Annotated in this window: 27 protein-coding genes and 1 tRNA gene; 10 read left to right on the plus strand and 18 right to left on the minus strand. The window is 67.6% G+C overall.

Annotated features, from left to right (window positions below):
- Both NS3_RS29590 and NS3_RS24545 read left to right on the plus strand, forming a co-directional pair.
- A partial coding sequence (locus tag NS3_RS29590; RefSeq protein ID WP_218018282.1) for an NsdA family TPR-like regulatory protein occupies positions 1-1,115 on the plus strand: 1,115 nt, incomplete at its 5' end.
- Between the two features lie 8 nt (positions 1,116-1,123).
- Entirely contained in the window at positions 1,124-1,792 is a 669-nt protein-coding gene (locus NS3_RS24545) for a RibD family protein (RefSeq protein ID WP_245649790.1), read from the plus strand.
- 516 nt (positions 1,793-2,308) lie between these two features.
- Here the strand turns inward: NS3_RS24545 and NS3_RS24550 are convergent.
- From NS3_RS24550 to NS3_RS24580, 7 genes are all read right to left on the minus strand, one after another.
- Positions 2,309-2,980: a pentapeptide repeat-containing protein gene (locus NS3_RS24550; RefSeq protein ID WP_067864227.1), complete on the minus strand. Its 672-nt coding sequence runs from the start codon at positions 2,978-2,980 to the stop codon at positions 2,309-2,311.
- A gap of 1 nt (position 2,981) precedes the next feature.
- Positions 2,982-4,487: a hypothetical protein gene (locus NS3_RS24555; RefSeq protein WP_067864229.1), complete on the minus strand. Its 1,506-nt coding sequence runs from the start codon at positions 4,485-4,487 to the stop codon at positions 2,982-2,984.
- A gap of 2 nt (positions 4,488-4,489) precedes the next feature.
- Positions 4,490-4,786 (minus strand): WXG100 family type VII secretion target, encoded by a 297-nt coding sequence (locus NS3_RS24560; protein WP_067864232.1) that lies wholly within the window; start codon positions 4,784-4,786, stop codon positions 4,490-4,492.
- Positions 4,783-5,124, minus strand: a complete 342-nt coding sequence (locus tag NS3_RS24565; RefSeq protein WP_067864352.1) for a type VII secretion target — start codon at positions 5,122-5,124, stop codon at positions 4,783-4,785. Before NS3_RS24565 ends, NS3_RS24560 begins: the two co-directional genes overlap by 4 nt.
- A gap of 219 nt (positions 5,125-5,343) precedes the next feature.
- Positions 5,344-6,291 (minus strand): HNH endonuclease, encoded by a 948-nt coding sequence (locus tag NS3_RS28645; protein ID WP_084495891.1) that lies wholly within the window; start codon positions 6,289-6,291, stop codon positions 5,344-5,346.
- A gap of 143 nt (positions 6,292-6,434) precedes the next feature.
- Positions 6,435-7,058: an NUDIX domain-containing protein gene (locus NS3_RS24575; protein ID WP_218018284.1), complete on the minus strand. Its 624-nt coding sequence runs from the start codon at positions 7,056-7,058 to the stop codon at positions 6,435-6,437.
- 88 nt (positions 7,059-7,146) lie between these two features.
- Positions 7,147-7,219: transfer RNA gene (locus NS3_RS24580), tRNA-Asn, on the minus strand.
- A 225-nt stretch (positions 7,220-7,444) separates the two neighbouring features.
- Between NS3_RS24580 and NS3_RS24585 the strand changes: the two genes are divergently transcribed.
- Entirely contained in the window at positions 7,445-7,705 is a 261-nt protein-coding gene (locus tag NS3_RS24585) for a hypothetical protein (RefSeq protein ID WP_067864240.1), read from the plus strand.
- 48 nt (positions 7,706-7,753) lie between these two features.
- Here the strand turns inward: NS3_RS24585 and dnaG are convergent, their stop codons facing one another.
- From dnaG to NS3_RS24605, 4 genes are all read right to left on the minus strand, one after another.
- Entirely contained in the window at positions 7,754-9,658 is a 1,905-nt protein-coding gene (dnaG, locus tag NS3_RS24590) for a DNA primase (RefSeq protein ID WP_067864243.1), read from the minus strand.
- Positions 9,659-9,691: 33 nt separating this feature from the next.
- Positions 9,692-10,951, minus strand: a complete 1,260-nt coding sequence (locus NS3_RS24595; protein ID WP_084495897.1) for a deoxyguanosinetriphosphate triphosphohydrolase — start codon at positions 10,949-10,951, stop codon at positions 9,692-9,694.
- Between the two features lie 73 nt (positions 10,952-11,024).
- Positions 11,025-11,669, minus strand: a complete 645-nt coding sequence (locus NS3_RS24600; protein ID WP_444980683.1) for a YdcF family protein — start codon at positions 11,667-11,669, stop codon at positions 11,025-11,027.
- A gap of 126 nt (positions 11,670-11,795) precedes the next feature.
- Positions 11,796-12,515: an MBL fold metallo-hydrolase gene (locus NS3_RS24605; protein WP_067864249.1), complete on the minus strand. Its 720-nt coding sequence runs from the start codon at positions 12,513-12,515 to the stop codon at positions 11,796-11,798.
- A gap of 94 nt (positions 12,516-12,609) precedes the next feature.
- Between NS3_RS24605 and NS3_RS24610 the strand changes: the two genes are divergently transcribed.
- Positions 12,610-14,502, plus strand: a complete 1,893-nt coding sequence (locus NS3_RS24610) for a TPM domain-containing protein (RefSeq protein ID WP_245649791.1) — start codon at positions 12,610-12,612, stop codon at positions 14,500-14,502.
- Positions 14,503-14,706: 204 nt separating this feature from the next.
- Here NS3_RS24610 and NS3_RS24615 read toward each other — a convergent pair whose 3' ends face one another.
- On the minus strand, positions 14,707-16,005 hold the full coding sequence (locus tag NS3_RS24615; protein ID WP_245649792.1) for a phthiocerol/phthiodiolone dimycocerosyl transferase family protein: 1,299 nt from the start codon (positions 16,003-16,005) through the stop codon (positions 14,707-14,709).
- A 124-nt stretch (positions 16,006-16,129) separates the two neighbouring features.
- Here NS3_RS24615 and NS3_RS24620 point away from each other — a divergent pair, with 124 nt between their 5' ends.
- The gene (locus NS3_RS24620) at positions 16,130-16,735 is read left to right on the plus strand and encodes a TenA family protein (RefSeq protein ID WP_067864365.1); all 606 of its coding nucleotides are present in this window, start codon (positions 16,130-16,132) and stop codon (positions 16,733-16,735) included.
- 66 nt (positions 16,736-16,801) lie between these two features.
- On the opposite strand, the gene NS3_RS24625 is transcribed toward NS3_RS24620, so the two are convergent.
- Complete coding sequence (locus NS3_RS24625; RefSeq protein ID WP_174550517.1) at positions 16,802-18,202, minus strand: glycine--tRNA ligase; 1,401 nt, start codon at positions 18,200-18,202, stop codon at positions 16,802-16,804.
- 219 nt (positions 18,203-18,421) lie between these two features.
- On the opposite strand from NS3_RS24625, the gene NS3_RS24630 reads away from it, so the two are divergent.
- Together NS3_RS24630 and NS3_RS24635 are read left to right on the plus strand one after the other, a co-directional pair.
- On the plus strand, positions 18,422-18,766 hold the full coding sequence (locus NS3_RS24630) for an ArsR/SmtB family transcription factor (protein WP_067864252.1): 345 nt from the start codon (positions 18,422-18,424) through the stop codon (positions 18,764-18,766).
- 3 nt (positions 18,767-18,769) lie between these two features.
- Positions 18,770-19,198 (plus strand): Fur family transcriptional regulator, encoded by a 429-nt coding sequence (locus NS3_RS24635; RefSeq protein ID WP_067864255.1) that lies wholly within the window; start codon positions 18,770-18,772, stop codon positions 19,196-19,198.
- A 223-nt stretch (positions 19,199-19,421) separates the two neighbouring features.
- Here NS3_RS24635 and NS3_RS24640 read toward each other — a convergent pair whose 3' ends face one another.
- On the minus strand, positions 19,422-20,405 hold the full coding sequence (locus NS3_RS24640) for an ABC transporter permease (RefSeq protein ID WP_067864258.1): 984 nt from the start codon (positions 20,403-20,405) through the stop codon (positions 19,422-19,424).
- A gap of 103 nt (positions 20,406-20,508) precedes the next feature.
- On the opposite strand from NS3_RS24640, the gene NS3_RS24645 reads away from it, so the two are divergent.
- Complete coding sequence (locus NS3_RS24645) at positions 20,509-21,126, plus strand: TetR/AcrR family transcriptional regulator (protein ID WP_067864263.1); 618 nt, start codon at positions 20,509-20,511, stop codon at positions 21,124-21,126.
- 4 nt (positions 21,127-21,130) lie between these two features.
- Here the strand turns inward: NS3_RS24645 and NS3_RS24650 are convergent, their stop codons facing one another.
- From NS3_RS24650 to NS3_RS24665, 4 genes are all read right to left on the minus strand, one after another.
- Entirely contained in the window at positions 21,131-21,544 is a 414-nt protein-coding gene (locus NS3_RS24650; RefSeq protein WP_067864266.1) for a YbjN domain-containing protein, read from the minus strand.
- Between the two features lie 93 nt (positions 21,545-21,637).
- Positions 21,638-22,441, minus strand: a complete 804-nt coding sequence (locus NS3_RS24655) for an isoprenyl transferase (RefSeq protein ID WP_157101517.1) — start codon at positions 22,439-22,441, stop codon at positions 21,638-21,640.
- A gap of 52 nt (positions 22,442-22,493) precedes the next feature.
- Positions 22,494-23,264, minus strand: coding sequence for a DNA repair protein RecO (gene recO, locus NS3_RS24660; protein ID WP_067864373.1), 771 nt, complete (start codon positions 23,262-23,264; stop codon positions 22,494-22,496).
- Between the two features lie 162 nt (positions 23,265-23,426).
- Entirely contained in the window at positions 23,427-24,044 is a 618-nt protein-coding gene (locus NS3_RS24665) for a TetR/AcrR family transcriptional regulator (RefSeq protein ID WP_067864269.1), read from the minus strand.
- 85 nt (positions 24,045-24,129) lie between these two features.
- Here NS3_RS24665 and NS3_RS24670 point away from each other — a divergent pair, with 85 nt between their 5' ends.
- Positions 24,130-25,137 carry a Rieske 2Fe-2S domain-containing protein gene (locus tag NS3_RS24670; protein WP_067864271.1) on the plus strand — a complete coding sequence of 336 codons (1,008 nt, stop codon included), beginning with the start codon at positions 24,130-24,132 and terminating at the stop codon, positions 25,135-25,137.
- Positions 25,134-26,219 (plus strand): NAD(P)H-dependent amine dehydrogenase family protein, encoded by a 1,086-nt coding sequence (locus NS3_RS24675; RefSeq protein ID WP_067864274.1) that lies wholly within the window; start codon positions 25,134-25,136, stop codon positions 26,217-26,219. The genes NS3_RS24670 and NS3_RS24675 overlap by 4 nt, the downstream gene beginning before the upstream one ends.
- Positions 26,220-26,340: the final 121 nt, after the last annotated feature.

Raw genomic sequence — 26,340 nt, forward strand, 5'->3', positions numbered from 1 at the left:
AGGACGCTGACGTCAGCGTCGGCCAGCAGCACGACACACGGACCGAAGTTGATCCCGAAACCAACAATGTGCTGGTGACAACGCGCACCGCAACGGGAGAGGTTGTCTTGGTGTCAGTCCCTCGCCGCACATTCGTTGCCGGGTTCGGAGCAGCTGCCGTGGGTATGGCAGCCGGCGCTGCGTTATCGGCCAAGCCATTGAACGCCGCTTTCGGCCGCAGCGATATCGACCACATCAAGTTCTTCCGCGACAAACGGATGAACATCATCGAGTCCGACAACGTCTATGGCGCTGGGAGCACGCTGCCCGAAGTACTTGCCGCGATCGGCCGCATGAAGGCCCTGCGGCAGGCGAAAGTGGTCGACTCCCAGGGCATTCTGCGGCAGCTGGCGATATACGCCGAAACTGCCGCCTGGCAGTACCAAGACCAGCGGATGTTCGACCAGGCTCAGCACTGGGCGGAGAAGGCGCTGACCTGGTCACATCAAGTCGGCGACGACTACTGCATCGGGTTGTCACTGGTGCGAATGAGCCAACTGGCCTCGGATCGAGGCGACGGCACCAGCGGTAGCGAACTCGCCGAAGCCGCTGAACGCACCGCACCGCGAACCTCGCTGTTCAGCGCCGCTGCCGTGGCCTACAGCGCACACGCGTACGCACTCGAAGGAAATCCCGACGCGAGCGCGCGAGCTTACGAGAGAGCCCGCATGTTGGTCAGCCAAGCCGATGCTGATCCGGCGTGGGGCTTCTTCCTCGATCACTCCTATATCGACGCGTACCAGGCCCATAGCCTCACTGTGTTGGGAGACTACGACGCCGCTATCACCCAGTTCGGCGACGCCACCGCCCGCATGCAATCCGGCTACCCGCGTGAGCGGGGCGTCTACCTCGCTCGATCCGCCGTAGCACACATGGCAGCCGGACACATCGAGCCGGCAGCGACCCTGGGCACACAGGCTTTACAGATCGGCATCGCGACCGGTTCGGGACGCATTATGGAACGAGTGGTCACCTTGGCAGGAATGATGGATTCCGCCAGCACCCAGACCGGCGTCGCAGAATTCGTCGGCGAGTTCGAACGATGGAAGGCAGCGAATTGCCCCGACCCTACGTAGTCCTATCCGTGGCGGTCAGCGTGGACGGCTACATCGATGACATGGTGCCCGAACGTCTGTACCTGTCCAACGAAGCCGACTTCGACCGAGTCGAGGTCGAACGGACCGCATGCGACGCGATCCTGATCGGCGCGGAAACGTTGCGACGCGACAACCCGCGGCTGATCATCAAGAGCGAGGAACGCCTCGCTGCACGCAAAGCTGCCGGTAAACCCGCACACTTGCAGAAGATCGTGGTTACCGGCAGCGGCAACCTCGATCCGGCCGCCCGCTTCTGGCATTACGGTGTCGAAGAACGCCGACCACTCGTCTACACCACCGATACCGGCGCCGAGAAGTTGCACGACCGCCTCGGCGATCTCGGCATCGTCGTATCACTCGGCGAAACAGTGGATTTCGGCTCGCTGCTCGATGACCTCAGCAACCGCGACATCGGTCGGTTGATGATCGAAGGCGGCACCAGCATTCACACAGCAGTGCTCGAGGCCGGCCTCGCCGACGAACTCCATCTCGCTGTCGCCCCGCTACTCATCGGCCAGGCCGATGCACCTCGGTTCGTCGACCCCGCCGCGTTCCCCGGCGGCTCGCGTAGGCGGATGCACTTGGTCGACGTCACCCAAATCGGCGATGTCGCAGTGCTGCGGTACCTCCCGAAAGCCGACTCCGACAGCATCTGACATCGCGTCAGGCCAAGCTCGATGTCCAGGACCAGGGGCACGCTGCCGGGTGGTAGCGATGACGGTTTTGGAACAGCATCAGTTCGACAGAGCAGTGGTAGGCACCCACCGTCGGGGATGACGGTTGCCGCGACCGACTCGGTAGCGTCCCTCGCACACCCGAAGTTACGTCGGCGAACCGGTAAGGAATCAACCCGACGGCGGGGCCGACTCGAAGCTTTCCGTGGCGCGGACACACCGACCAGGTACCAGCGAGGTACGAGGAGGGCATGGCGCAGTCCAGCTTGCCACCTACTCGTGCAGCAGTCCCCCCTGACCGCCTGAACCCACAGGGTCACTCGGCGATAACACTGTTACACAACGTATTTGGACTTGTACCGGTTTTCGACGACCGACTGGGTGGCCTCGACGCACCACAGGTATCCGGGACTGGGCGAAGAAGTGTGCAAAAGGGGCTGCTCTGCTGTGACGTACCGCCCTGCCGCCTCTGCACAAGGCCAAGGATGCGGCGAAATCTCACTGCGTTTGTTGATATACCTCCACATCAGGTGCGCCATTCGCCACGAACCAACTCCGCAACTCCTGCCCGCCTATCGAATGCGGCGACTCGACGCCTACATCGACCGGCCCCATCACCAGGCCAGCAGCTCCATGGACATCACAGTCTGCCAACCGCGCATCCGAGAACCTTGTCGTCCGAAATGTGCAGTCGCGCAAACTGGCTCCTCTCAGGTCCGATCCAGAAAACGTCACGCGCTGCAATCGGGCGCCACTGAGATCTGCTCCCCGGAAGTCCGAATCGCTGAAATCAGCTTTCTGCAGATCAGCGTTGCACATCTTCACGTTGCGGGCGGCACAGTGCTGGCCTTGAGCCTTTCGAAGATCGGCACTGCTCAGGTCGGCACCCGAGAGTTGCGCCGAGCGAAGCCAAGCCATGTACAGGTCCGCACTCGCCAACCTCACACCCGTCAATGTGGACTCACTGAACTCCGCCGCGAGGAGGTCGAGGCCGGACAAGTCCGCACCGGTGAAATCAAGCCCACGGCCGACGAGGAGCAACTCAGCAGTTCGCTCGGCATCGGGATCGACTGAAATGCGTTGCAAGTACTCTTTCAACGCCCGATGCGCGGCCGGGTCGTCCGGCCAGCGACGAACATCGCTCGGCGAATGGCCGTACATAGTCTTCATCCTACCAAAGCACCTTTCCTTGCCATTCCGGATGATTCGCCACCAATTGCTGCAGATGCGCCTTGCGCGCCGGTGTCATGCCGCTCTCATCGATCATTACGTTCTCACCATCGGCGAGTGAATCCTCGATCATTTGAACGAACTTCTCATCGGTCTGCGCGGGGATCGGTGTTCCCGGAACGCCCTTTTCCCGATAGTCCGGAATCGTATCCGGTGAGCTCTTGACATCCCAACGCTGACCTGTGCTGGAATCGACGAATTCTCCTTGGTCCTCTCCGTCGGAACCGAGTGGTGCCCGCTCGAGTGGTCCGACACGTCCAGCATTCTCGTGCGCAAGTCCAACCTCGGCCTCCCGCCGCGACTGGCCGTTGACCTTCCCGTTCTTGGCGGGATCCTGCGCCAGCTCCTCCACGCGCTTCTGGTACTCGGTGGTGCCAGGCGTATTACTCGAGTTGGCCGGACCCGATGTCGCGTCATCGCCTTCGACGATCTTGACCGTCATGGCCGCGATGCTCGCGAGCGCGGCGTTGATGCCGTTCTGAGTGAGATCGGGGATCGCCGCGAAAACGCCGGAGGCGCTACCGGCGACAACGACCGCGCCGAAGATGGCGAGAACCCGACTGGTGGAGACCGTGGTGCGGATGATCGTTGCAGTGGCGGCCACGATTTCGGTGGTGACCGCACCTCCACCAGCAGCAGCGGGCACCGCTGCCGTGCCCGCGGACAGTGCGGCCAAGACTCCGACGACAACGACCGTGATGACGATCGCTCCGGCGAGTTCTTTCGCGGCATCGGCGACAGCCGCATCGATGTCGTGGCGCATCGTGCCGAGAGCGTCATGGTGGTCGGCGACCGGCCCGGCCAATCCTGCCGACGCCTGAGCCACCAGTCGCGCTGCGTCCTGCAGCGTTTTCAAGTTCTGTTCGATGTCGAGGATGTTCGGGTCGGAGCTCCCGGAGAACTTGGCGTTGATCCCACTGATCCGGTCCGCCGCACCGGTGATGGTGCTGTGGTCGGCGAACGCTCTCCAGGCGTCTCTCGCGATTCCGAGCTTGGTCACGTCCCCGTTGGGGATCTTTCCCACCTGTTGCATGAGCCCGACGATCGATGTCTCGATCCCGGCGCCGTTGTCGCCTTTGGCGCTGGCAGGCAACTCCATACCCGAGTCATAGAACGGCTCGGACACGGTGGGACGCGCCGGTTCGGGACCGGTGGCATTCGTTCGGTCGGAATGCCACCAGTTGTAGCCGCTGGCGGCCAGGACATCACCGAAGCGCTGCAACGCATTACACAGCGCCGCAGTCAGCGTGACAAACTCGCGGGCATGCTCGTCATAGCTGGTCGTCCATGCCAGTGATTGCTCGTGGTCCCCGGCCATGCCGCCGCAGTCGTTGACAAGTGCGCGTTGCAGCGGTCCCAAGACGAGACAGATGTCGGAGGCCAACTGTTGACACTTCTCCGACGCGTCGAGGTACATCCCGGAGTCGATGACCCAGGTGTTGCCCACAGCTACCCACCCTGCAACATCTGCTTGTTGACATCGGCGGCGGAGCTGTACCGATTGCGCGCCCGCTGCGCCGCGTCACTCATGCTCCGGATGCCATCGGTGAATTCACGGGCTCCGAGTGCCCACTGGCGATGGGCATCGGTATACGCCTGGGCTGCAATACTTTCCCAGCCGGTTCCAGCTAGAGTGGCTACTTTGTCATCTATCTCATCGAGGTGATCTTCGATGAAGCCTGCGAGACCGGACAACCTGGCCACGATCTGGTCGAGTTCATCGAGGTCGACCGAAAAGCCGCTCACGGTAGATCCAAGCTGGAAGTCCCGAGCGCGGCTGCGTTGTCCTCGTCACGATTCCGATAGGTCTCGGCAGTGACACCGAGCTTCTCGGCCATCTCCGCCAGGGCGGTAATGATCTGATCTCCGCCCTCACGGACATCGGTCCACCCGGCGCTGAATTCTGTCGCCAAACCCCCGGTCCAGCTGCAGCCGACAACGCCATCGACATCACTCGCCGCGGAACTCAACGCCGTGCGCAGCGCCTCGGACAACTCGTACACATACCGCCCGACCTCACGAACCCGCTCCGGTACAACCGTGAGACTCTGCCCCGAGCCCGAAGCATCCCCCGTATCGCTCACATCCGTGATGCTACGGATCTCGCTGCTGAGACCGCAACACGGTACACGCTGGGCGAAGCCCGCCAAGTGCGCCAAACCATTGCCAACTGCACAGGGGCGTGTTCGAGCCTTCATTACAGCACCGACTGCTTGCGCACGGCTGGTACTGCGCTGATAAGCCGAGCAGGACGACGGTCCGGAAGGACTTGCCAGGGGGCGGGTGGTCGGCTTCGTTGTGGATCAGAAGCGGAAGCCGCCGGCATCCCGAAGCGAGCTCGCGTGAGCATGATCCGCCGTTGCCAGCCGATCGTTGTGCCGTTTCGCCGCTGCCGCAAGCAGTTTCGGGTACATGATGTGACGCGTTTTCCCTCGCGTCTTGACAGCATGACAGTTGGGGCAGAGCGCGATCATCTGCTCGGGGTGATCGCGACCTCCCTTGGCGATGTCGTGCACGTGGTCGACGTCGAGGACGGGCAGTCCCTTATCTGTGACATCAGGAGCCCTCTGACCGCAATCGGGGTTCTCACACCTGCCTTCGCTCCGAATCAGTACAGCTCGACGCGCGGCCTGGAGCCGCACCGGTTTCGATGTCGCTACTGCTTGCCGTCCACCCGTGCCGAGCGCACGGCGTTCGACGAGTTCGAGACAGCGCTGGTAGGCGGTAATACTGTTGGCTGTCGGGTCGGAAGCGATCATGGTGTCGACGATCTGCTGGGCCTCCTCGAAGGACGTCTCATCAGCCGTCGCGAGATCCGTAGCGAGGAGATCGTGGTCCTGAGGGCCGTAGCCCTGCACCTGTACAACCAGTCGGATGCGTTTGACATTGTTGCCGCGCTTCGTTGCTGCGGACTTCTGCCCGATTGGTCGCTGAGCTTCGCGCAACCCTTTACAGAAGGCGGGAATGTCGACCACACCGGACAACTCGACCGGCCTGTCGATCAGGCGCCGAGCCGCTTCCGGCAACGACAGGGTGCTTCGGGAGTCCACCAGAGCCGAGACCAGCACAGCCTCCTGCTGTTTCAGCCTTTCGATCAGCAATTCTAGAGCCGGTCCATACTCACCGTTACGTCGCGGCTGCCCTGTGCCGCGGCCGCTGGAACTTTCCAAAATCAGTGCCAGCCGATCCCTCTCGGGCTCCACCGAGTACTCGGCATCGAGAGGCCGCCCCGATGCGTCGATCACCTTCATGCCGAGACTTTGACACAGCGGTGCGAACAAGACTGAACGTGAGACAGATCAGCGACCAACTCCAGGCGCAGGAGACGCGCCTCCTCTGAGGTGCGCAGGTAGTCAGCTGCTTGCACAGCCGAGACGCTACCGCAGTTCAGACATCAGGACCGGGGATGGGAGCCGAGGACGGGTTCACCGTGTTCGAGGTATAGCGTCGTCCCCTCGGCGGCGGCTCGATAGGCGTGATGGATGCGCCGCGCGAGCCTCGGAATCAGGTAATCGTCGATCCGGCTGATCGCCACCCATTCCCAGTGGTCCACCTCGACGCCGTCGAGTCGAATCTCCGCTTCGTCGGCGCCGAGTGCGCCATCGTCGAAGACGTACAAGAGCTTGTCGCCCTCGTCCTCGCGTGGGGCCCAGTCGTGGACGAGGAGGCGTGTGGGTGGGCGGTCGAGTCCGATCTCTTCCCGAACCTCGCGGCGGCAGGCGGCGGCCGGGGATTCGCCGTGGTTGACATACCCGCCTGGAATGTCCCACCGATTGCCATAGGTCTTGCGAACCAACAGCACTCGATCACCGATGATGAACAGCGCACCGGCCGCCATCCGCGGCGCAGCGAAATCCTCGAGCGAGTCGGACACCTCTGTCTCCTCCATTCGCCTCAGACCTTCCAGCCCCCACTCATGTCCTCCGCCTCCGAAGACCTCGACGACCGTGCAATCGGCCGACATCCTGCATTCGATGCAGTCCGTCGCATACGGCGCGGATTCCACCACGGTGTCCATGGTGCTGAATCGTAATGTCGATTCCGGTACTGTCCTCGGAATGCAAAAGATCCGCTACCAGCTGATGCTGATAGCGGATCTGTCGCCGCTCCCCCATCTGGACTCGAACCAGAAACCTGCCGATTAACAGTCGGCTGCTCTGCCAATTGAGCTATAGGGGACTATTCTGTTCGGTTCGACCCTTTCGGGCCGACCGAGGAGAAACTTTAGCGCATGCCCGAGCCGGTTCCCAAATCGGCCCTCTACCTGCGACGACACCTCGCGCCTCGGCGTGTCGGACGCAACAGGCGGGCGGGTGCGGAGCTGGTGGTGGCCGGATCGACACGGGGACGCCGTTTCGGGCAGGATGGTAGCCGCGAACAGGCGATTGGGAGGAGCTCCACCAGATGCTGCGGTTGTTGATCGGTGTCGCGGCCGGGTACGTACTCGGGACCAAGGCCGGGCGGGCTCGGTATGAGCAGATCAGTTCGGCTACCCGGGCGGTGGCGGGCAGCCCGGTGACTCGCAAGCTGGTGTTGGTGGGGCGGCAGCGGCTGGCGGACAAGCTGAGCACTCGGCCGCCGCTGGAGCCCATGAAGCCGATCGATGAGCGGACGACGATTCTGGTGCCGCAGGATCAGTTGCGACGGGGCAGCAAGTGGGTCTAGAGGGGGCATGGCCTCCTACCGGTAGCTGCGCCGGGCAGGCAGTAGTGCTCAGCCGGTGGCGAAGTCGCTGGCGCTGCCCATGGCTTGGACTTCCAGGCTCTTGCGGTACTGCTCCAGGGCGACGAGATCGCCGAAGAGCGCCAGGTATTCGTCGGTGTTGTCGCCCGCCGACAGGCGCTGGAGTTTGGACTTCAGGGTGGCGATCTGGCGGCCCACGTGGGCTTCCTGAGTGCGAGCAAGCAGTCCCGTGATGACGCGAGGCATGTCGTTGATGGACTTCACCGGGATGGGGGTGCCCGCCAGTTCCGAGACCAGGGCTCGCAGGGTGAGGTCATCGGTGGCGTCGGCGACGGCGTTCACCCATTCGGCGCCGCTGAGGCCGCACGAGGCGCCGCCCGCTTCCGCGATCGCGGTGCGGATGGCGATGTAGGCGGGGTGGGTGAAGGCTTCCGTTTCCAGGGCGTCGAAGGCGTTGCCTGCGATGGCGGGGTATTGCAGTGCCGCGCAGAGGGTTTGGCGCTGCGGGAGCAGGACCGGGTCGTTGGGGTTGGGGCGCGCGGCGGGGTGTTCGGTGACCTTCGCGGCGGGGGCGCGCTTGGGGGCGATGCCGGGGCGACCGCCCTTCTTCGCTTCCTCACCGACGCGGCGGACGACGGTCTGGATGTCGTCCCAGCCGACCCAGCCGGCCAGGCGGGTGGCGTAGGCCTTGCGGGTGGCGTTGTCCTTGATCTGGGCGACCACGGGGACCGCGCGGCGCAGCGCCTCGACCTGGCCCTCGACGGTGTCGAGGTTGTGCTCGGCGAGCAAGCCCTTGATCACGAACTCGTACAACGGGGTTCGGCGGGCGACGAGGTCGCGGACGGCGGCGTCGCCGTGGCGCTGGCGCAGGTCGCACGGGTCCTGGCCGTCGGGGGCTACGGCAATATAGGTCTGGCCGGCGAGCTTCTGATCGCCGGAGAAGGCTTTCAAGGCGGCGGCCTGACCGGCGGCGTCGCCGTCGAAGGTGTAGATGATCTCGCCGCGCCAGAAGTTGTCGTCCATGAGCAGGCGGCGCAGGATCGCCATGTGCTCCTCGCCGAAGGCGGTGCCGCAGGAGGCGACGGCGGTGGTGACGCCGGCCAGGTGCATGGCCATGACGTCGGTGTAGCCCTCGACGACGACGGCTTGGCGGCTCTTGGCGATGTCGCGCTTGGCGAGGTCGAGGCCGAAGAGCACCTGGGACTTCTTGTACAGCAACGTTTCCGGGGTGTTGATGTACTTGCCGGGCATGGTGTCGTCGTCGAAGAGCTTGCGGGCGCCGAAGCCGATGACCTCGCCGCCGAGGTTGCGGATCGGCCACAGCAGCCTGCGGTGGAAGCGGTCGATGGGGCCGCGTTTGCCTTGTTTGGACAGGCCGGCGGCTTCCAGTTCCTTGAATTCGAAGCCCTTGCGGAGCAGGTGCTTGGTGAGGGTGTCCCAGCCGGCGGGGGCGTAGCCGCAGCCGAAGTGGCGGGCGGCGTCGGCGTCGAAGTCGCGGTCGGTGAGGAACGTGCGGGCGGTCGCGGCTTCGGGGGTGGCGAGCTGGGCCATGTAGTACTCGTGGGCCGCGGCGTTGGCGGCGACCAGGCGGGAGCGGGTGCCGCGGTCGCGCTGCACGGAGGTGCCGCCGCCCTCGTAGTTGATCTGGTAGCCGATGCGGTCGGCCATCTGCTCGACGGCTTCGACGAAGCCGATGTGCTCGATCTGCTGGAGGAACTTGTAGACGTCGCCGCCCTCGCCGCAGCCGAAGCAGTGGAACAGGCCGTGGTTGGGGCGTACATGGAAGGAGGGGGACTTCTCGTCGTGGAAGGGGCACAGGCCCTTCATGGAGTCCGCGCCCGCCCGTTTCAGGGCGACGTACTCGCCGACCACGTCTTCGATCCGAACGCGGTCGCGAATTGCCGCTATATCGCGATCTGGAAGTCGTCCGGCCACGGGTTGCAGTCTAGCCGCGCGGCCGGGGCCTGATCACCCGGCCAGCTCGGTGGCCATGCGCTCGAGGCGGCTCTCGGTGTAGGACGCGATCTGGTCGATGACCACCCGCACGCGGGCGGTGTCGGTGTCGGCTTCGTGCCACCACGGCAGCAATGGGGGGTCCAGGTGGTGTGGGGCGGATTCCAGCAGGCCCGCGGCGACTTCCTGGATGCGCTGGCGCTGGACGGCCTGGCGTTGTTTGTGGACCGGATCGAACATGACGTAGCGCAGGGCGAAGGTTTTGAGGATGGTGACCTCCGCGGCGGCGATCTGCGGAATCTCCAGGTCGGCGGCGTAGCGGATCAGCGGGCCGGGGCCCGCGACGGCGCGGGTGGCGGTGATGGCCGCGGTGGCGAAGCGGCCGACCAGCTCGCTGGTGAGGCGTTTGAGGGCGACCGAGGCGGTGAAGGAGCCGTCGTAGTGGAAGACGTCGGCGAGGACCGGGAGTTCGGACAGGCGGTGGGCGGCCTCGACCAGGTCGTCGACAGGGATCTCGGGGTGCTGGCGGTGGCCCATCCGGGCGAGGGCTTCGCGCTCGGCGGGGTCGGCGAGGGCGCGCAGGTCGATGCGGCCGTCGATCACGCCGTCCTCGACGTCGTGCACGGAGTAGGCGACGTCGTCGGACCAGTCCATGATCTGGCATTCGAGGCTGCGCACGCGGTCGGGGGCGTCCTTGCGGATCCAGGCCAGGCGGTCGGTGTCGATGTCGTAGGCGCCGAATTTGGTGCCGGGACCTGTTCTGCCCCAGGGGTATTTGATGGACGCGTCGAGGGCGGCGCGGGTGAGGTTCAGGCCCGCGCTGACGCCGTCGAGGGTGAGGATCTTGGGTTCCAGGCGGGTGAGGATGCGCAGGTTCTGGGCGTTGCCTTCGAAGCCGCCGTAGGCGTCGGCCCAGGTGTCGAGGGCCTTCTCGCCGTTGTGGCCGTAGGGCGGGTGGCCGATGTCGTGGGCGAGGCCGGCCAGGTCGACGAGGTCGGGGTCGGCGCCGAGGCCGTCGGCGATGCTGCGGCCGATCTGGGCGACCTCGAGGGAGTGGGTGAGGCGGGTGCGCGGTGTGTCGCCGTCGCGGGGGCCCATGACCTGGGTTTTGTCGGCCAGGCGGCGCAGGGCCGCCGAATGCAGCACGCGGGCGCGGTCGCGGGCGAATTCGGAGCGGTGGCCGACGGTGAATTCGGCTTCGGGGGAACCGAATCCGGCGGTCTTGCGGGCTTCGGTGACCATTCGCTCGCGGTCGTGTCCGGTGTATTCGTTCATGGTGTCCATAGCGTCACTACCTGCCCTGCGTGTTGTGGCTGCACTGCCTGTCCGTCGCTGCCTCGCACAGCCGTCACTGCCCCGCCGTGTAAGGGAAGTCGGCGGAGAAATGGGTCAGCTGGTACCAGAGCAGGGCGAAGGTCTCGCGGAAGATGCCGTGGGCCTGGGATTCGCGGGTGTAGACGGCGGGGCCGGTGCGGGTGGGGGCGGTCCAGGCCCGCAGGCCGTCGTCGCGGGCCATGGTGCGGGTGCGCAGGGAATGCCAGGGGTCGCTGACGAGGGCGACCGAGGACCAGCCCTGTTCGGCCATGGCGTCGGACACGGCTTCGACGCTGCGCAGGGTGTCGGAGCCGGTTTCCACGGCGAGGATGGCGTCGCCGGGGATGCCGCGGTCTTCGAGGTAGTTCTTGCCGGAGGCGGCTTCGGTGTAGAGGTCGCCTTCCTGTTTGCCGCCGACTGTGATGACGCGCGGGGCGACGCCCGCCTCGAAGAGGTCGTAGGCCTGATCCAGGCGGGCTTCGAACACCGACGACGGGGTGCCAGAGTACTGGGCGGCGCCGAGGACGACGATGGCGTCGGCGGGGGTGTAATCGTTGATCCGGGCGACCTGCCATACGCGCACCGCGGTGCCGCCGACCACGATCAACGCCATCAAAACAGCGCCCGCGACACCGCGCCTGATCCAGCGCGCGAGGCCTGGGCCGAAGCCTCGGCGCAGCCCGGATTCGTGGGTCGAAGCCGAGTGGGCGCGGGGGGCAGGCGAGATCACTCCCCAAGTTTGCCAGGCGGGGGCCGCCGAGCAGGTGCGGCGGCCGTGACTGTGATCACCCGGACGTTGCCGTGCTCACCAGCCTCGGGCGCGCCACTCCCCCAGATGCGGGCGTTCGGCGGCCAGGGTGGTGTCGTCGCCGTGGCCGGGGTAGACGAAGGCGTCGTCGTAGCGGTCGAACAGTTTGGTGGTCACGTCGGTGAGCAGGGAGTCGAAGGCCTCGGGTGAGTGGGTCTTGCCGACGCCGCCGGGGAAGAGCGAATCGCCGGTGAAGATGTGGGCGCGGCCGGTGGGCTCGGTGAGTACCAGGGCGATCGAGCCGGGGGTGTGGCCGCTGAGATGGATGACGTCGAGGGCGAGGTCGCCGACGTCGAAGGTCTCGCCGTCTTCGAGCAGGCGGTCGGGTGTCACCGGGAGGGCGTCGGCGTCGAGGGCGTGCGCGGCGGTGGGGACGCCGAGGGTCTCGGCGACCCGTTCGAGGGCCATCCAGTGGTCGCGGTGCTGGTGGGTGGTGATGACGAAACGGACCTTGCCGGGCATCTCCTGTTCGACCAGCTCGAGGATGCGGTCGGCTTCGTTCGCGGCGTCGATGACGACGGCGGAGCTGCTGGCGGCACACTGCACGAGGTAGACGTTGTTGTCCATCCCGCCGACGGACATCTTGATGATGCGGGCACCGTCGAGGTCGCGTTGCTGAGGATTCGACCCGGAGGACACGTGGCCCGTGTACGGGCGGTCGATCGTGATCACCCCGACGATGCTATTGCACGCCGGGAGCAGGATCGGGCTATACATTCGTGTCATGTCGTCGCGCCCGAAAAGCTGTGGCCGCTGGTTCCCCCGGGCGGTTGCCGGCACTGTGCTCCTGATCTTCGCGCTACTGGGCTCCGTGCCCGTTTCCGCGGAGCCGCCCGCCCGGATGGGCGACTACGTGGTCGACTCGGCGGGGGCGCTGACGGGCGACGACGCGGGGCGGGTGCGGGTGGCGGTGGACCGGCTCTACACCGATCACCGGGTCCGGCTGTGGGTCTACTACGTCGAAGACTTCGACGGGAAGTCGGCGCAGCAATGGGCGGCGCAGACCGCGAGCGCGTCCGGGTTCGGTTCGCGCGACATGCTGCTCGCCGTCGCCACCGGCGCGCGGGAGTACTGGCTGGACGGCGACGCGCCCAGCGGAGTCAGCGACCAGGAGCTCGACAATGTGCTGGCGAACGAGGTCGAGCCCGCATTGCGCGACAGCCGGTGGGCGGATGCGGCCGTGCTGACCGCCGACGGGATCGGCACGGCGATCAGCGGCGGCGGTGGCAGCGTGAAGGGCCTGCTGATCGTGGCGCTCATCGTGGCGGCGGGCCTGGCCGCGCTGGTGTGGTGGTCGCGCAGGCGCAGGAAGCGGCGAGCGGCCGCCGAGCTGGCCGCGGCCCGGCAGATCGACCCCGACAACACCGCCGCGCTGGCGGCGCTGCCGCTGGAGGCCCTGCACGCGCGGTCCCGCGAGGTGCTGGTGGAGATCGACGACGCGCTGCGCGCCAGTGACGAGGAATTGCAGCTGGCGATCGGCGAATTCGGCGCCACGGCCACGGCGCCGTTCAGCGCCGCGGTGAGCAATGCGAAGGCGGCCGCGGCGCAGGCCTTCCGCATACGTCAGCAGCTCGACGACAATATTCCCGAGACGCCGCAGGAGCAGCATCGCCTGCTGATGGAATTGCTCACCACGGCCGGGCGCGCCGATCGCGAACTCGATGCCAGGGTGGCCGAATTCGACGCGATGCGCGATCTGCTCATCGACGCCCCGAACCGGCTCGACGGGCTGACCCGCGATCTGGTGGAGCTGACCGGGCGCACACCCGCCTCGGAGGCCGAACTGGCCCGGCTGACGGCCGCGCATCCGGCGAGTGTGCTGGCTCCGATCGCCGACAATGTGCGGATGGCGGGCGAGCGGATCGCCTTCGCCGAGCAGAACATCGACGCCGCGCGGACAGCGCTCGGCCTTCCGGTCGGGCAGCAGGGCGGTGCGGTCGCGGCGATCCGGACCGCGGAGAGCGCGATCGGGCAGGCCAGGACATTGCTGGACGCAGTCGACAACGCGGCGTCGAACATCCAGCAGGCGCGCGACGGGCTACCCGCGGCGCTGGACGAACTGCGCAAGGACATCGCGGCCGCGGCCGAACTGGCCGGCTACGGCGGCGCGGAGCTGGCGGCCGCTGTCACCGCCGCGCAGCAGACGCTGGACACCGCCGCCGGAGAAGCCGACAGCGACCCGTTGAGCGCGTTCCACGCCGCGGTCTCCGCGGACGCCGAACTCGATCGCGCGGCCGCGGCCGCCACCGATCGCAAGCTGGCCGCCGAGGATCTGCGCAGGCGGCTCGAGAGTGCGCTCATCGACGCGCAGACCCGGGTGACCGCCGCCTCGGACTACATCAGCACCCGTCGCGGCGGGGTCGACGCGACCGCGCGCACGCGCCTGTCGGAGGCTCAGCGTCACCTCGATGCCGCTCGCGGATCGGCGGGCGGCGATCCGGCGGGGGCGTTGGGGCATGCCAGGGCGGCGGCCGATCTGGCGGGCCGGGCGTTGCGGGAGGCGCAGACCAGCGTGAACGCGTGGGAGCAGAACACCACCCCGTTCTCGGGTCCGGGCAACAGCACGGGCGCGATTCTGGGCGGCATCATCGTCGGGGAGATTTTGCGCGGGGCGGCGGGCGGATCGCGACACCGGTCGGGGGGCTTCCATCCGAGGTCGTTCGGCGGGTCGGCGGGTCGCGGAGGACGCGGCGGGCGGTTCTGAACCCGGAATCCGGGCGGCACTCGTGGTGCCGCCCGGATCGGGCATTGCGGCGCCGCCCTGGTCGGGCTTCCCGGCGCCTCCCGGGGCGATCGCCGTGGCGCCGCCCGGGGTGGTCTGTCGGACGTGGATCGGTTCGGTCCGGGTACCGCGGATCGCTCGTCGGGCCGCGTGCCGGACGAGTCCGGACCGGCTACCCGGGCGAGGTCAGGCGTCGATGGGTTCGGCGGCCAGCGTGGACAACTCGCGGGCGACCGCTCGTGGCAGCCGGGCGGCCGCTGCTCCCCCGCCGAGGATTCCGACACACAGGCGGCCGGCGAAGGTGTAGACGAGGAAGGTGACCGCGGCGGAGCTGCCGGTCGAGGGGCGGGGATGGGCGCTGACGTAGACGATTTCGTAGTCCGAGAGCGTGAGGCCGGGCGGGGTGGGCAGCTCGGGGACCCGGCCGGTGTTGGTGATGGCCACGTGGCCTGCGGTGGAGTGGACGCGGCGGGGGCCGAAGAACTCGGGGAAGTGCAGGACCGACTGCTGGGTCACGCCCTCGGCGAGGTCGTGGTTCAGTCGCGCCGCGATGCGTTTGGCCAGAGCGACGAAGCCGGTGCCCGGGCCGATTTCGGCGGCGAATCCCGCCAGGCCCGCCATGTTGGTGCCTTCCTGCGCGGCGACGGGTGGGTCGAAGCGGTTGCGCAGGTCGACCGGGTAGACACAGGTCAGGGGGATCGGTCCCTTGGTGGCGGCGCCGGTTTCGGCTTCGCCCTTGCCTGCCGCGTAGGCGCGCAGCAGGGCGGCGGTGACCAGGCCGTTCACGCTCACGCCGTAGTGGCGGCCGACCGCGATGATGTGCTCGGTGGACGCTTCGTCGAGCAGGACGCGTTCCGGGCGGGCGATGGTGGGCGGTGCGGGTTCGGGCGGGTCCAGCGGGAGCGCGGTGTCGGCGGGTGAGAGCGGCACGGTCACTTCCTCGAGCCCGGAGATGGCGCTGCGCCGGGCGCCGCGGCGAACCGCGTAGTACTCCAGTGACTGCGGAAGCTCGTGTGGCACAACGGCCGTCGCGCCGTCGGTGACGCTTTCGGGGTGCACGCGTTCGGTGTAGTGCTGCCACAGGCGCACGAACAGCGCGACGCAGTGGCCGGCGTCGGCGACAGCGTGGTGGACGAACAGTGTCACCCGGGTCCGGCCCTCGCCGGGGACGATGTCCAGGTAGGCGAGCTGGTGGCGTGGATCCATCGGCTCGGGCGGGATGCGCACCTCGTCGATGTCGCCCGGTTGCACCCAGGCGCCCATGTGACCGATGGGCCGAAGCAGCCAGCCGCCGCCCGCGCCGTCCTCGCCGATCCGGCAGACCAGCACCGGATACTCGCGCTGCAGGGCGGTGAAAGCCGCTCGCAGCGCGTCGATCTCGAGCTCACCCCGTACTACGACCGAGCGCCCGGTATACGTGCCGTGCCGCACGAACCGAGCCTCCGACGGCGCGAGTTCGCGCACCACGACATCTTCTTCCCACACATCGAAGAGAGTGCGCGTAGCGGCGCCGGGACGCAAGCGGAGGCCGCGGCGTGTGGCAGTGCTGTGGCCTCGATCAGGCAGTGGCCGGGAGCTGGGGAACGGGGTGAGCTGCGAGACTGGCGGCATGAGTCTCGCAGCGCGCCTGGAAGAAATCGGACGGCCGATGGTCGACGAGCAGCTCCGCCATCCCACGGTCGCGGGGATCGCCGCGGGCACCCTGCCCGACGCGGTGTTCCGCTCCTGGCTGGAACAGGATTACCTGTATCTGCTCGACTACATCCGGGTGTTCAGCCGGCTGGCTTGGCAGGCGCCCGACGCGCATCTCGGCGATCTCGTCGACCTCGCCCACTCGACGCTGCACGACGAGCTGGCGTTACACCGTTCCCTGGCCGCCGAATTCGGCGCCGACCTCGACCGTGCGGTCAAGGGCGCGCCGTGCGCGGCCTACACCGCGTTCCTGCTCGACGCGGCCGCCGACTACGGCGACGGCCTGGCGGCGTTGTACCCGTGTATGTGGGGCTATTCGACGCTGGGCGCGCGGCTGGCGCTCGACCCGCCCGCCGATCCGCGCTACCGGCGCTGGGTGGACACCTACGCGGACCCGGCCTTCGCCGATCTCACTGGTCGCTGCGCGCAGATGCTCGACGAGTCGGGCGCGGATCCGGCGCGGGCGGAACGCTTTTTCGTCGAGGGGATGCGCCACGAGCTGGCGTTCTGGGATGTCCCCTGACGGCTGTTGCCGCACACACGGACACCCGCCACCCGTCGAGCGGTGACGGGTGTCCGGGGGCTCGGGTCAGGCGCCGATGAGGCGCTGGGCGAGGTAACCCTCGACCTTGTCCAGGGCGATGCGCTCCTGCGCCATCGAGTCGCGGTCGCGGATGGTGACGGCCTGGTCCTCGAGGGTGTCGAAGTCGACCGTGATGCAGAACGGGGTGCCGATCTCGTCCTGGCGGCGGTAGCGGCGGCCGATCGCGCCCGCGTCGTCGAACTCGACGTTCCAGTGCTTGCGCAGCTGGGCGGCGAGGTCCTTGGCCTTCGGGGTGAGGTCGGCGTTGCGCGAGAGCGGCAGCACCGCGACCTTCACCGGGGACAGACGGTAGTCCAGGCGCAGGCTGACCCGCTCCTCGAGGTTGCCCTTGGCGTTGGGCACCTGGTCTACGGTGTAGGCGTCGACGAGGAAGGCCATCAGCGAGCGGGTCAGGCCGGCCGCGGGCTCGATGACGTAGGGGATGTAGCGCTCGTTGGTCGACTGATCGAAGTAGCTCAGTTCGGTGCCGGAGTGCTCGGAGTGGGTCTTGAGGTCGTAGTCGGTGCGGTTGGCCACACCTTCCAGCTCACCCCACTCGCTGCCCTGGAAGCGGAAGCGGTACTCGATGTCGACGGTGCGCGTCGAGTAGTGCGACAGCTTCTCCTTCGGGTGTTCGTAGAGGCGCAGGTTCTCCGGGTCGATGCCGAGATCGGTGTACCAGGCCAGGCGGGTGTCGATCCAGTACTGGTGCCACTGCTCGTCCTCACCCGGCTTGACGAAGAACTCCATCTCCATCTGCTCGAACTCGCGGGTGCGGAAGATGAAGTTGCCCGGGGTGATCTCGTTGCGGAAGCTCTTGCCGATCTGGGCGATGCCGAACGGCGGCTTCTTGCGCGCGGTGGTCTCGACATTCTTGTAGTTGACGAAGATGCCCTGCGCGGTCTCGGGACGCAGGTAGTGCAGGCCCTCTTCGTCGTCGACCGGGCCGAGATAGGTCTTGAGCAGACCGGAGAAGTTGCGCGGCTCGGTCCAGGCGCCGGGCTGACCGGTCTCGGGGTCCTTGATGTCGGCCAGGCCGTTGACCGGCGGGTGGCCGTGCTTCTCCTCGTAGGCCTCGAGCAGGTGGTCGGCGCGGTAGCGCTTGTGGGTGTGCAGCGACTCGACCAGCGGGTCGGTGAAGGTCGCGACGTGGCCGGAGGCCTCCCAGACCTGGCGCGGCAGGATGACCGAGGAGTCCAGGCCGACGACATCCTCGCGGCTGGTCACCATCGAGCGCCACCACTGACGCTTGATGTTCTCCTTCAGTTCGACGCCGAGCGGACCGTAGTCCCACGCCGACTTGGTGCCTCCGTAGATCTCACCGCACGGGTAGACCAGACCCCGGCGCTTAGCGAGGTTGGCAACGGTGTCCACCTTCGACTTGGGTGCCACGCGAGAATTCTCCATCCACTGCGAGTCGGATTCGTCTACAAGACGCAACTACTTGGTGCGAGTACGCGCGAAGTGCGCGCGGTACCAGCCTATCGGCTCGCGAAATCAGCGATGCTCTCGCCTTCGCCTGGTGTCCCGCCTTCGCCTGATGTCCGCCGCCCGACCGCACGCCTATTTGACATGCGCACCTGCGCATATCAAAATGGAATCGCTTTCCAATAAGGAGATGGTCCCATGACCGCCGAGACAGCCGCCGCGCACACCCCGTACCGCTCCCCCGGCCCCGCGCCGGTGCCCGCACGTACCGTACTGGAAGACGCCGGTGAGCTGTTACGCGCGCTGGCCGCGCCTGTCCGCATCGCCATCGTCCTGCAGCTGCGGGAATCGCCGCGCTGCGTACACGAACTGGTCGACGCGCTCGGCGTGACCCAGCCGCTGGTGAGCCAGCATCTGCGCATCCTCAAGTCCGCGGGCGTGGTGCACGGCGAGCGCTCCGGGCGCGAGGTGCTCTACGAACTCGTCGACGACCACCTCGCGCACATCGTCGTCGACGCCGTCGCGCACGCCGAAGAAGGGTGATCCGTGGCCGACAAGACGCAGGTTTCCACCAAGGCCGCCGTCGGCGTCCGCAGCACCCGCCAGCGCAGCGCCATCGCCGCGCTGCTGGGTGACATCGACGAATTCCGGTCCGCGCAGGAACTGCACGACGAACTACGCAAGCGCGGCGAGGGCATCGGGCTGACCACCGTCTACCGCACCCTGCAGTCGCTGGCCGACGCCGGACTGGTCGACGTGCTGCGCACCGACTCCGGCGAGTCGGTCTACCGGCAGTGCTCCACCGGGCACCATCACCACCTGGTCTGCCGCCACTGCGGGCGCACCGTCGAGGTCGAGGGGCCGACGGTGGAGGCGTGGGCCGACTCGATCGCCGGGGACCACGGGTTCACCGAGGTCAGTCACACCATCGAAGTGTTCGGCACCTGCCGGGAGTGCGGCAAGCGGCGCGGCTGAGGCGCGGACCGCGGGAACTGCTCACCGATTCAGCATTACGGGCCGGAGCGCTCCATGGTCGGGACCGGCACCGTGCACGCGTAGCAGACGAGCGAGGCAGGCAGCGCGCGGACCCGCCCGGGTCCGGACCGGATCGCAGCGCACACCCCTGCCGGCCGGACAACACGACGGATCGGGCAGGCGCCGTGGGGCGCCGCCTGCCCGATCCGTCGTTGTGGACGCCTCAGATCGAGGCCGCCGCGACCTCCGGTTCAGCGGCTTCGGCGCCGGGCGAGCCCTGACCCCGCTCACGCAATGCGGCCAGGCCCAGCAGGGCGAGTCCGGTCGCCGCCCAGATCAGCAGCACCACAAGCGGTTTCATACCGCCCGCGCCGTCGAAGAAGGCGACCGAACGCAGGAGCGAACCCGCCGCGCCGGGCGGAAGCAACTGGCCGATCGCGCCCCAGGGCTGCGGCAGCAGTTCCGGGGCCGAGGTCGCCGCGGAGAACGGGTTGCCGATCAGCAGCATGGTCAGCGCGCCGATGCCGATTCCGGCGGGGCCGATCAGCGAGGCCAGGCCGACGATCACGCCTGCCACGCCGAGTGAGGACAGACCGGCGACGGCGGCGAGGGCGAGGTAGTTGCCGGGCAGCGCCGACAGCCAGCCCTGGGCCAGCAGCATGCTCCCCAGGCCGCCGACGACACCGAAAGTGAGCACGCCCGCCAACCGCGCCCCCGCACCGGTGACGACCAGGAAGAGCAGCGCGCCCGCCGCGATGCCCGACATGACCAGCGGCAGCACCATCGACCCGAAGACCACCCCGCGCGGGTCGTCGGTGTCGGCGGCCACCACGTCCTCGACCGGCGCGCCGGTGGTACCGGACAGCTGTTGCGCCATCGCCGTGAGTTGTTGTGACACAGCGGGACCGGCAGCGGAGGCGACCAGCATGCGCGGTGCGCCCTCGCCGGTGACGATCGCGCCGTAGACCTCGCGGTTCTCGATGGCGGTGCGGGCGGCCGCGGCGTCGGGCAGCGTGGTGACGGCGAAAGCGTCCGGATCGGCGGCGGCCAGCCGCTCGGTGACCATGGCGGCCTGCGGTCCGGCGACCGCGATCGGCAGGTCACGTGGCGCGAGGTTGGCCGCGGGCCAGGCGAAGGCGACCAGCATGAGCAGCTGCAGCAGGGCCGCGCCGAGGCCCACCGCGATCGCGCGCAGGGTGGCGTTCATGACATCTCCCCGTAAATCGAATGTTCGTTCTCTTTAATGCCTTCCACGGTCCCACCGTCGGCGGAAACTTGTCAAGAACGAATGTTCGTTTTAGTTTGGAAACATGCCCAGAGTCAGCGAGGAACACCTCCAGCGCCGCAGACAGCAGATCCTCGACGCGGCCCAGTTGTGCTTCGCGCGCAAGGGTTTCTTCGACACGTCCATGCAGGATGTCTTCGCCGAATCCGGACTGTCCGCGGGCGCGGTCTACCGCTACTTCAAGTCCAAGAACGAGATCGTGGCGGCGCTGGCGAGCCAGACCATCGTGCCCGTGCGGGCAGTGCTCGTCGAGAGCGCCCGAGCCGATCCGCTGCCGACGCCCGCCGAGCTGATCCGGATCGTCGCCGAAGAGGTGATCCGGCACAGCGGACCCGACGGCGTGGTGCGCCTGGCTCCGCAGGCGTGGGCACTGGCGATGATCAACGACGATATCGGCGACTTCGTGCACACGAACATGCACAGCATCCGCGAGGTCTGGCGCGAATACGCCGACCGGATGGTGGCCCACGACTGGCTACCGCCCGACACCGATACCGATGCGGTGGCCAAGACCTTCCTGAGCCTGCTCCCCGGATTCATCCTGCAACACCTGATCCTGGGCGACGTCGAGCCCGAAGCTATCGGACGCGGTATCGACGCGCTGATGCCGCTCCGCGCGCGGGCGACCGCCGATCGGGAATGAGGACTCAGGGCGCGAGGAGCCCGTGGCGCGCGCGTTCGGCGTTGGAGAGCACCAGCAGCAGCATGGTGGTCAGCGCCGAATCGTCCAAGCCTGCGGCCGGGAAGGTGTAGCGCAGAATGACATCGGCCAGTTTGCCGTGGCCGATGACCGTGATCGAACCGAACTGCACCGCGTTGTTACGCTCGGCGACCCGCTTGTGCAGTTGGGGTTTGAGCGGACGATCCCAGGCCAGCACGCAGGTCAAGGTGAGTACGTCCAGGCCGGGCGCGAGTTCGACCGCGCGCAGCGAGCACAGCGCGCCCTCGTATTCGAAGCCGAGCGAACCCTCCGGGTCGACGCGCACGTCGACGCCGTAGCGCGACAGGCACGCGCCCGCGCGCGCCTGGAGTTCCCGATCGGGAGTCACCGCCGCGTCCATCTCGCCTGCCACCGTTCGCCGCGCCTGGGACCGGCTTCGCGCCGGTCTCGTCCTGCCCCCGCTACTGCGTACCCCGCCTGTCCGGTGGCCTGACTATTTGGTGCCACCGAAACGACGATCACGGGAAGCGTACTGCAGACAGGCCTCCCACAGGTTGCGCCGGTCGAAGTCCGGGAACAGCGTCTCCTGGAAGACATATTCGGCGTAGGCCGACTGCCAGAGCAGGAAATTGGAGCTGCGGAACTCGCCGGAGGGCCGTAGGAACAGATCCACGTCGGGCATGTCCGGCTCGTCGAGAAACCGGGCGATGGTGTTCTCGTCGACCCGCTCGGGGTCGATCTCGCCCGCCGCCACCCGGCGCGCGATCTCGCGGGCCGCGTCGGCGATCTCGGCCCGGCCGCCGTAGTTGACGCACATGGTGAGGGTGAGCACCGTGTTGTCCTTGGTGAGCTCCTGGGCGACTTCGAGCTCCTTGATCACGCTGCGCCACAAGCGCGGCCGGCGGCCGGCCCAGCGCACCCGCACACCCATCTCGTGCATCTCGTCGCGACGGCGGCGGATCACATCGCGGTTGAAGCCCATCAGGAAGCGGACCTCGTCCGGGCTGCGCCGCCAGTTCTCGGTGGAGAACGCGTACGCCGAAAGCCACTTCACGCCGATCTCGATGCAGCCCTCGACGGTGTCCATCAGCACCGCTTCGCCGCGCTCGTGCCCGGCCGTACGGGGCAGTCCGCGCTCCTGCGCCCAGCGTCCGTTGCCGTCCATCACCAAGGCCACGTGGTTGGGCACGAGTTCCTTGGGCAGCTGCGGCGGACGCGCTCCCGACGGATGCGGCGAGGGCGGGCGCACGGTGCGCGTCGCGGTGGCGGAGTCACGACGGAGGATCACGGCTTCCATCCTGCCCGATGCGCGCGAGCCGCCCGGCAGGTGCCCTCCGCGAGCGACCGGCTCAGGCGGGGTGCCCGGCCGGGGCAGGTCGCGGGGCCTGTGCGGTGCGCTCGATCAGGGGGAGGGTGCGCAATTGGCGTTCGAGGTGCCATTGCAGGTGCGCGGCCACCAGTCCGCTGGCCTGCTTGCGGATCGATTCCGGGAGCTGCTCGACGCCGGACCACTCCCCCCGGTCCAGGGCGATCAGGTGGTCGAGGACGCCCGGGGCCGGAGTGGCCGCGCCCGCGGGCCGGCAGTGCACGCAGACCGCGCCGCCCGCGCCGACATGGAAGGCGCGGTGTGGGCCGGGGGTGGCGCATTTGGCGCATTCGTCGAGGGCGGGCGCCCAGCCGGAGAAGCGCATGGCGCGCAGCAGGTAGGCGTCGAGGACCAGTTCGTGCGGGCGCTGCTTGGCGGCGATGGCGCGCAGGGCGCTCGCGGTGAGGGCGTGCAGTTTGGGAGCGGGGGCGCGTTCCTCGCCCGCGAGGCGTTCGGCGGTCTCGAGGACGGCACAGGCGGTGGTGTAGCGGCCGTAGTCGTCGATGATGTCGGCGGCGAAGGCTTCCAGGGTGTGCACCTGGGTGACGGTGTCGAGATTGCGGCCGGGATGCAGTTGCACGTCGATGTAGGAGAACGGCTCGAGCCGGGCGCCGAAGCGTGACTTGGTCCGCCGCACGCCCTTGGCGACCGCCCTGACCAGGCCGTGCCTGCGGGTCAGCAGCGTGACGATGCGATCCGCCTCGCCCAGCTTGTGCTGGCGCACGACGACCGCCTCGTCCCGATACAAACGCACGAGCCCATCCTTGCACGCCGGGGTGACGACCGGGTGCGAGGACATCGGCGGCGGACCGGTCCGCCCGGCAGTCGAGCCTTCGAACGGTTCGTCACGGGATCGACCCGCGCCGTACCGGTGACGGCGGGCGGATCTCCGCATCGCGAAGGCGGCGCGAGGCGGTCAGTCGCGCAGGTAGGCGGTGATGCCGCCGATCAGGGCCTCGAGCGCGTCGTCGAGGTCGCCGTAGGTGCCGAGGGTGCGTTCGGAGGTGATGCCGCGCAGGGCGGCGGGCAGCAGGGCCGCGACCCGGCGCACCTTCACCGGGTCCAGATCCAGATCCGCGAAGGCCCGCGCGCAGGCGGTGTCCCAGTGCGGTTTCCACGAGGCCAGTTCCGCCGCCGTGCGGGGGAAGTCGCGTTCGAGTTCGGCGTGATCGCGAGGCAGGGCGGCGCGCAGGGTCTCGATGGCCAGCGATTCCGGCCTGCGCAGGCCGGCGGCCATGCCGTGGACGAGAGCGGCGACGCGCTCGGGTAGCGTGCCCTCCCCCGCGAAACCGGCGGGCAGGTCGCCGCGTTTGTCGGCGGTGTGGCGCAGGACGGCCGCCCACAGGCCGTCGATGTCGCCGAACTGGTACTTGACCACGCCCCAGGTGGCGCCGATGTCGCGGGCGATGCGGTTGCCCGACACCGCCGCCGGGTCGCCGGTCGCCAGGGAGGTGATGGCGGCTTCGAGCATGCTCTCCCTGGACGCGAGGCCGCGTTTGTTCGCGCGTCGCCCGCCTGCCGCTGCCTCGGTCACGGTGCCGGAGTGTACTCGAGGACATGGCAATTCGGTTTCACATAACCCTCTTGTATTCTCTCGAAGAGGGTTCTACTCTCTCGAGATGGCGAAACCACCGCTGCCGATGGAGCCGACGGGCTGGTTCCAAGTGGCCTGGTGCGCGGAGATCACCGTCGGCGCGGTCCACACGATGCACTACTTCGGACGTGAGATGGTCGCCTGGCGATCGGCGTCGGGACAGGTCTCGGTATTCGACGCCTACTGCGAGCACCTCGGCGCGCATCTGGGCTACGGCGGACACGTCGAGGGCGAGAATCTGGTGTGCCCGTTCCACGGCTGGGAGTGGAATCGCGAAGGGCGCAATGTCTGCATCCCCTACGAGGACCATCCGAACAAGGGCCGCCGCATCCGCAGCTATCCGGTCGTCGAGCGCAACGAGGCCGTGTGGATCTGGTTCGACCGTGACGGGCGCGCACCGTATTTCGAGATTCCGGACATGTTCTCCGCTTTCGGTGACGGGAGAACCGCCGACGACTACTACCCGCCGGTGCCCGCGGCCACGCTGTATCGGCAGCGGCTGGAATTGCACCCGCAGTACGTGATGGAGAACGGCGTCGATTTCGCGCACTTCGAATATGTGCACAAGACCCCGTTCGTACCCGAGTTCACCCGGCACGATTTCTCCGGGCCGGTCTCCTACGTCGACTTCACCGTCGCTTTCGATGCCGAGATCGCCGCAGGCCAGGTCGACAGCGGAGTCGAGTCCATCAATGCCGGGCTCGGCTGCTCGATCACCAAGAGCTGGGGCATGGTCGACAACCGCACCATGCCCGCGGTGACGCCGGTCGACGAGTCCACCTGCGATGTGCGATTCACCGTGTGGATCGGCCGCAGGCCGGGCGACGACAGCCCGCAGATCAATCGGTACGGCACCACCATGGCCGGCTTCGTCATCGAGCAGTTCGAGGCCGACGTGAACATCTGGGCCCACCAGCGCTATTCCGATCCACCCGCGCTCTCCCGCAAGGAATTCCAGGGTTTCAAGGCCCTGCGCGAATGGGCCACGCAGTTCTACCCCGCCGAACCGACGACGGAAAGTGGCCCCTCATGAGCAGTACCGAAAGAATTCGTGTCTTCCAGGTCGCGACCGGCAATCTCGGCACCGAGATGATCGGGCGCATCCGCGCGCATCCGGATCTGGAACTGGTGGGGCTGCATTGTTATTCGCCGGAGAAGGTCGGGCGTGACGCCGGTGAGATCGTCGGCATCGGCCCGATCGGAGTGATCGCCACCGGCTCGATCGAGGAGATCATCGCCGCCCGCCCCGATGTGCTCACCTTCCACGGTGTGTTCCCCGACGAAGACCTCTACGAGAAAGTCCTCGAGGCGGGCATCGACGTGGTCACCACGGCGGACTGGATCACCGGCTTCCACCGTGACAAGAACTATCCGCATCCCTCCGGCCGCAGGGTCAGCGAGATCATCCAGGCGGCGTGCGAGCGCGGCGGTGCGACGTTCTACGGCACCGGCATGAATCCGGGCCTGACCCAGATCCTCGGCATCGTGGGGTCCGCCGATGTGGCCGAGATCGAGAACGTGACCGTCACCGAATCGGTCGACGTCTCCTGTCATCATTCGGTGGACACCTGGAAGGCCGTCGGCTACGGCCGCCCGATCGACGACCCGAGCATCCCGGACTCCCTCTACACCTTCACCGCCGTGTTCGCCGACTCGGTGCACCTGATGGCCGACGCCTTCGACCTCACCCTCGACGAGGTGAGCTTCGAGTACGAACTCGGCGCGTGCACCCGCGATGTGGACCTGGGCTGGTATCAGCTGCCGAAGGGGTCGCTGGGCGGCAGTTACATCAAGTACCGGGGAATGGTGGACGGCGTGCCGCGGGTGGAGACGCACCTCGAGTGGCAGATGACCCCGCACACCGATCCGTCCTGGAAGATCCAGGGCTGCTACATCACGCACATCACCGGCGATCCCAGCATCTACAGCAAACACATGATCTTCCCGCGCAAGGGCGTCGACCTGTCCGATCCCGCGAGCTTCGCCTCGATCGGCATGACCGTCACCGGGCTGCCCGCCCTCAACTCGATAAGGTCGGTCGTCGCGGCCCCGCCCGGCATCGTCACCAGCAACGATCTGCCGCTGCGCGCGTTCGCGGGTCGTTTCCGACTCTGACGCCCACCCTCACCCGCCGGCGCACAGCCGGTCCATCAGGGCCACCGGGACTGCCAGATCGCGCCCCTCGACGGCGCCCGCCGCGTCCCGCGCACCGAGGGCATCGGCGTCCTCGGGGCCG

This window comes from Nocardia shimofusensis NBRC 100134, from assembly GCF_001613125.1.
In the GTDB taxonomy this organism is placed as follows: Bacteria; Actinomycetota; Actinomycetes; order Mycobacteriales; family Mycobacteriaceae; genus Nocardia; species Nocardia shimofusensis.